Below are 6,506 nucleotides of genomic sequence, written 5' to 3' on the forward strand. Positions count from 1 at the left end.
GCTATCCCGCCGATCGGGTCGGTGGTGGTCCCGCTCGCGACATCCGGGCCGGCCACCGGGGTGGACGCCACAGCGGGACCAGAGCAGCGGCGAGGACGACCGCCGCTCCGGCGACCGCGAGCGGCAGCTGGTAGCCGTGGAAGAAGAAGTCGGAGCCGGTCGGCACGGCCAGCACCGCGAGGCACCCCGACACGGCGAGCAGCACGGCCCGCCGCCGCGTCGCGGCGGTCGCCGCCAGCGGTACCACGATCCACAGCAGGTACCACGGCTGCACGACCGGACCGAGGACCACGACGGCCGCCAGGCCCGCCGCGGTGCCGGTCACCGGGTCGAGCCGGCCCCGCAGCGTCGCGACGAGCAGCACGGTGCAGCAGACCGCCGCCGCGGCGAGGCCCGTCCCCCGGGTGAGGGCGAGCACCGCGGTCGTGTGGTCGCCCAGTCCCGCGACGACACCCAGCAGCCCCCCGAGCAGGCCCAGATCGGTCGTGGGCGACATCCAGGCGATCGCCGAGCCGGGAACGGTCAGCGTGGACACCCACCCCCACCCGTCGACCAGGGGCCACGACAGCGGGACCAGCACCGCCACGACGACCGCGGCGAGCACCCCGGCGACCACCGCGACCGCGCGCGGGCCCGCGCCCCGTTGTCGCGCGCACGACACACCCAGGAAACCCAGCACCAGCAGGGCCGGCAGCTTGATCGCCGACGCGCACACGATCGATGCGGCGCCGCCGAGGAACCGGGCGTCGAGCATCCGCGGCCCGGCGCTCAGACCGAGCTCCAGTCCCACGAGGAACAGCCCGACCATGAGGCCGTCGTTGTGGGCGCCGCTGATCACGTGGACCAGCACCAGCGGGTTCGCCACCCCCAGCCACAGCGCCCGGCGTCCGTCGACACCGCGGCGGGCTGCCAGCCGTGGCAGGGCCCAGACCATGGCGGCGACGCCGGCCAGCGCCGCGGCCCGGTGCAGCAGCACGCCGAGCGCGATGTCGTCGCCGGTCACGGCCGTGACGCCGCGTTCGAGGAGCAGGAACAGCGGACCGTAGGGCGTCGGCGTGTCGCGCCACATCGTCGGGATGCTGCGCACGAGCGGGTCGTCGATCCCGAGGGCCGTGGCAGGGCCCAGCACGTACGGGTCCAAGCCCCGCGCCACCATCACGCCCTGGGCGAGGTAGCTGTAGACGTCGCGCGAGAACAGCGGCGGCACGACGGCCAGCGGGACCGCCCACGTGCAGGCGGCGCGCGCGAGCTGCGCCCTCGTCACGGCCTCGCCCGCGGGGTGCCACAGCGTCCGCGCCACCGCCAGCCACGCCAGCACGAGCAGCCCCACGCCGGCGTAGGCCAGCGCCAGCGCCAGCGTGACGTTGCGGCTCGGGAGGCCGATCAGCCGCAGCCCGAGCAGCGGGTTCGGCACCGGGAGGGCCCCGGCGCCCAGAGCGGCGCCTGCCGTCATCAGCGACGCCGCCAGCCCGAGACGGCGCAGCCGGCGCAGGGGGTCCGCCGCCCCGGGAGCGGGCCGGGGCGTCCGGGAACGCGGGAGGGTCGCGGTCACGGGACGAGCCGGGCCGGGCTCGGTCCGACCGCGCCGCACGGGGTCGGGTCCGGCCATCGCACGGCCGTCACCTCCGGTCTGCTCCCGATGTCGTCCTTCGGGGTGGGCGTCGGACACCGGGTGCCGCATGGCCGTCGCTCACCCCGCCCCGGCACCCCTCCATACTGCACCCGGCCGGGAACGGCGACGTCATCATCCCCGCCGAAGCTTCCCCGTCGGCCGATCATGCCCGGGCGGCCGACGGGACCGGTACGCACGGCGGGTGGCTACACGCGGGCCTGCCGGCGCAGGCCGCGCCGTTCCACGGGATCGAGCGCGCCCCAGACCCCCTCGTCCTGCGGGCTCCGCAGCGCCCATTCGAGGCAGGGCAGCTGTACCGGGCAGCCATGGCAGATCCTCTTCGCCGCGATCACCTGCGCCTGCGCGGCAGGACCGGTGCCGACGGGGAAGAACAGCTCGGGATCGACGTCACGGCACGCCGCGCGCTCGCGGAAATCGCTCACGGAAGGGCTCCTAGCAGGTGGGGACAGCGTCGGTGGAACGACCGGATACCCCGGCCTCGGCGTCCGAACCGCTGACCAGACATCGCGTTTGCGCCGGTCGGGAGCGGGAACACGCGCACCACAACCGACCTACCGGGGAGGCTCGCCATGTCGGTTCTGATCTGTGACCGCTGCGGGGACGTCGTCGTCGAACCGGACACCTGCCGCTGCGCGACGCCCTTCGATCCAGTGGAGGTGCGGCGACGTCACCGTCAGGCGGTCCTGCGGGCCCGGGAGAGCGAGCGGCTCGAACGGGCCGGGCGCCGACGGTCCCACGCGGCCTGATCGGCGGCACGTTTTCCCACCGGTCACCTGGGTAGGCCCAGCAGAGGCCCTCGGGAGGTAGCCGGATGGATCGGGAACGAGTGGTGGTCGTCGGCGGCGGTTTCGCCGGCTTCCACGCCGCGCGGACGATGCTGCGCCTGCTGGGCGACCGCGTCGACGTCACCGTGCTGAACCCCACCGACTACTTCCTCTACCTGCCGCTGCTGCCGGAGGTCGCGGCCAGCATCCTCGAGCCGCGCCGGATCACCGTGTCGCTGCCCCAGGAGCTACCGGACGCCCGCCTCGTGCTCGGGGAGGCCCGATCGCTCGACCTGGACGCGCGCACCGTCACGTTCGAGGACACGGACGACAACGCCGGGGTGCTCTCCTACGACCGGCTCGTGCTGGCCGTGGGCAGCGTCAACAAGCTGCTGCCCGTGCCCGGCGTGGCCGAGCACGCCCACGGGTTCCGCGGGATCCCCGAGGCCGTGTACCTGCGCGACCACATCATCCGCCAGGTCGAGCAGGCCGGGGCCACCACCGACGCCGCCGAGCGGGAGGCGCGCTGCACCTTCGTGGTGGTGGGCGCCGGGTACACCGGCACCGAGGTGGCCGCGCAGGGCCAGACCTTCACCGCGGAGCTCGCCCGGCGGCAGCCGCGGCTGGCCGGTCAGCGGATGCGCTGGATGCTCCTCGACATCGCCCCGCGGGTGCTGCCCGAGCTGGACAAGCGTCTCTCCCGGACCGCCGACCGGGTGCTGCGGCAGCGCGGCGTCGAGGTGCGGATGGGGACGTCGGTCGCCGAGGCCACTCGGGACGGGGTGCGCCTCAGCGACGGCGAGACGGTGCCCACGCGGTCGCTGGTCTGGGCGGTCGGCGTACGTCCCGACCCGTTCGTCGAGTCCGTCGGCCTGCCCACCGAGCAGGGCCGGCTGGTGGTCGACGCGTACCTCACCGTGCCGGGCCGTCCCGAGGTGCTCGCGTGCGGCGACGCCGCCGCCGTGCCCGACATGACCCGGCCGGGCGCCATCACCGCGATGACCGCGCAGCACGCACAGCGTCAGGGCGTCCTGGCCGGCCGCAACATCGCCGCCGCGCTCGGTCACGGCGAGCGGAAGCCCTACCTGCACCACGACCTGGGTTTCATCGTGGACCTGGCCGGGGCGCAGGCGGCCGCGAACCCGCTGCACGTGCCCCTGTCCGGAGTGCCCGCGAAGGCCGTGGCCCGCGGCTACCACCTGCTGTCGATGCCCGGCAACCGCGTGCGTACCGCCATCGACTGGGTCGTGGACGCCGCTCTGCCCCGGCCGGCGGTCCAGCTCGGGCTGGTCCGTTCGGAGGCGGTGCCCCTCGACACCGCCTCCCCCGAGCTGCCACGCCGGCTGCCCCGGACCAGCGATGTCCTGTGATCCCCACGAAAGGGTGAGCCCATGACCGGCTTCACCGGGCCGGACGACCCCGGCTCATTCGACGAGTTCATCGCCCGCTACCTCGGGTCCGGGCCCCCGGGGACCCGCGGGCCCGTCCGCCGGATCGACCTGACCCGGCTGATGAGCGCCAAGGCCAGGGAGCTCGTCGCGCTCGCCGCGCAGCTGGCGATCGAGCGCGGCGACACCGACCTCGACGCGCTGCACCTGCTACTGGCGTCCACCCGGCTGGAACCCACTCGTGAGTGGCTCGGCCGGGCGGGCGTCGACCCCGACGCCATCGGCAGGATGCTCGACGAGCAGCTGGGCCACGGCGAGCCCAGCAACCGCGCCCCGAGCCTCACCCCCGCCGCGAAGCGCGCGCTGCTCGACGGCCACCAGGTCGCACGGTCCCTCGGGTCGACCTACATCGGGCCCGAGCACATCCTGATGGCCATCGCCGCCAACGACGAGTCCGCCGCCGGACAGCTGCTGGCACAGGCCCGCTTCTCCCCCGGCGGACCGGCCGGACAGGGGCAGGGCCCGTTCCCGGCGGGGCGGCCCGGCGCGGGCGCGGCCTCGCCGCAGCAGGGTGGCGCGTCGGCGACGCCCACTCTCGACGAGTACGGCCAGGACCTCACCGCCGCCGCCCGCAGCGGCCAGCTCGACCCGGTCGTCGGGCGGGCCGACGAGATCGAGCAGACCATCGAGGTGCTCTCCCGCCGCACCAAGAACAACCCGGTCCTCATCGGCGAGGCGGGGGTCGGCAAGACCGCCGTCGTGGAGGGCATCGCGCAGCGCATCGTCGACGGCGACGTGCCCGACACGATCGCGGGACGCCGCGTGGTGGAGCTGCAGCTCTCGAGCGTGGTGGCGGGGACCCGCTTCCGCGGCGACTTCGAGGAGCGGTTGCGCGCCCTGATCGACGAGATCCGCGCCCACGCCAACGAGGTCATCGTGTTCATCGACGAGCTGCACACGATGGTCGGCGCAGGTGCGGGCGGGGAGGGCGGCGGGTCCATGGACGCGAGCAACATGCTCAAGCCGGCGCTGGCCCGCGGCGAGCTGCACGTCATCGGCGCCACCACGCTGAACGAGTACCGCAGGCACATCGAGTCCGACGCCGCGCTCGCCCGCCGTTTCCAGCCCGTGCTCGTGCCCGAGCCGAGCCGCGAGGACGCGATCGAGATCCTGCGCGGTCTCAGCGACCGCTACGAGGCCCACCACCAGGTGCGCTACACCGAGGACGCGCTGCGCGCCGGCGTGGAGCTGTCGGACCGCTACGTCACCGACCGGTTCCTCCCCGACAAGGCGATCGACCTCATGGACCAGGCAGGCGCCCGCGTTCGGCTGCGCACCCGCACCCCGTCGGTCGACCGGCGCGGGCTCGAACAGCGCCTCGAACAGCTGGAGTGCGACAAGGACCAGGCCGTCGCCGACGAGCAGTACGAGCGGGCGAGCGAGCTGCGCGACCAGATGGCCGAGGTGCGCGGCAGCATCCGGGCGGCGAGCGGCGCGGAAGGGGGGATCCCCGAGGTCGGCGTCGAGGACATCGCCGAGGTCGTGTCGCGCGCGACGGGGATCCCCGTCGCGCAGCTGACGGAGGCCGAACGCGACCGGCTGCTGCGCCTGGAGGACGAGCTGCACGAGCGCGTCGTGGGCCAGGACGAGGCCGTGCAGGCTGTGGCCGAGGCGATCCGCCGCTCCCGCGCCGGTCTCGGCGACGAGGCCCGCCCCGTCGGGAGCTTCCTGTTCCTCGGTCCGACCGGCGTCGGGAAGACCGAGCTGGCCCGGGACCTCGCCGTCGCCCTGTTCGGCGAGGAGGACCGGATGGTCCGCCTCGACATGAGCGAGTACAGCGAACGGCACACCGTCGCGCGCATGGTGGGAGCGCCTCCCGGCTACGTCGGGTACGGCGAGTCCGGCCAGCTCACCGAGGCCGTGCGGCGCCGCCCCTACTCGGTGCTGCTGCTCGACGAGATCGAGAAGGCCCATCCGGACGTCTTCAACGTGCTGCTGCAGGTGCTCGAGGACGGCCGGCTCACCGACGGCCAGGGCCGCACGGTCGACTTCCGCAACACCGTCGTGATCATGACATCGAACGTGGGGTCGGAGCTGGTCACGAGCCAGGGCGCGACGCTCGGCTTCGGCAGCGCCCGGGACCGCGACACCGACGCCCCGCTGCGGGACAAGATCATGCCCCGGCTGCGCGAGGTGTTCCGGCCCGAGTTCCTCAACCGCGTCGACGAGATCATCGTGTTCCGCAGGCTCGACACCGAGCAGCTCATGACGATCACCGACATGCTGCTCGGGGAGACCCGCCGCAGGCTGGCCGCGCGGGACATCACCGTGGAGTTCAGCGACGACGCGGTGCGGCGGATCGCCGAGCTGGGCTACCAGCCCGAGTTCGGCGCGCGCCCGCTGCGGCGCACCATCCAGCGCGAGGTGGACAACCGGCTGTCCGGGCTCCTGCTCACCGGCGAGCTGACGTCCGGCCGGCACGCCCGGGTCGACGCCGTCGACGGGGAGCTGCAGGTGCAGGTCGCCGACCCCGCCGCCGCGACCTGACCGGGCACGGGGAGACCGACCACCAGCAGTTGCGACTGATCCGCTGCCCCCGGCTCAGGCGCCCGCGACCCGCGACGCCCCCTTCACGACGCGCTCGAGCCGCTGAGCGCGGAAGAAGGCCCACATGACCGTGGCCGCCCGCGGGCCCGCGGGGTCGCTGAACGAACCCCCGGC

4 protein-coding genes are annotated in these 6,506 nt (G+C 74.3%); 2 read left to right on the top strand and 2 right to left on the bottom strand.

The window, feature by feature from the left end:
• Position 1 precedes the first annotated feature (1 nt).
• On the bottom strand, positions 2-1,552 hold the full coding sequence (mptB, locus tag JWR81_RS04345) for a polyprenol phosphomannose-dependent alpha 1,6 mannosyltransferase MptB (RefSeq protein ID WP_297646814.1): 1,551 nt from the start codon (positions 1,550-1,552) through the stop codon (positions 2-4).
• 266 nt (positions 1,553-1,818) lie between these two features.
• Positions 1,819-2,055 (bottom strand): WhiB family transcriptional regulator, encoded by a 237-nt coding sequence (locus JWR81_RS04350; RefSeq protein ID WP_297646815.1) that lies wholly within the window; start codon positions 2,053-2,055, stop codon positions 1,819-1,821.
• A 389-nt stretch (positions 2,056-2,444) separates the two neighbouring features.
• On the opposite strand from JWR81_RS04350, the gene JWR81_RS04355 reads away from it, so the two are divergent.
• The gene (locus JWR81_RS04355; RefSeq protein ID WP_297646817.1) at positions 2,445-3,767 is read left to right on the top strand and encodes an FAD-dependent oxidoreductase; all 1,323 of its coding nucleotides are present in this window, start codon (positions 2,445-2,447) and stop codon (positions 3,765-3,767) included.
• 21 nt (positions 3,768-3,788) lie between these two features.
• A complete protein-coding gene (locus JWR81_RS04360; protein WP_297646819.1) occupies positions 3,789-6,332 on the top strand; it encodes an ATP-dependent Clp protease ATP-binding subunit in 2,544 nt (847 codons plus the stop codon).
• The last annotated feature ends 174 nt before the right edge of the window (positions 6,333-6,506 follow it).

The organism is Pseudonocardia sp. (assembly GCF_025965585.1).
Lineage (GTDB): Bacteria > Actinomycetota > Actinomycetes > Mycobacteriales > Pseudonocardiaceae > Pseudonocardia.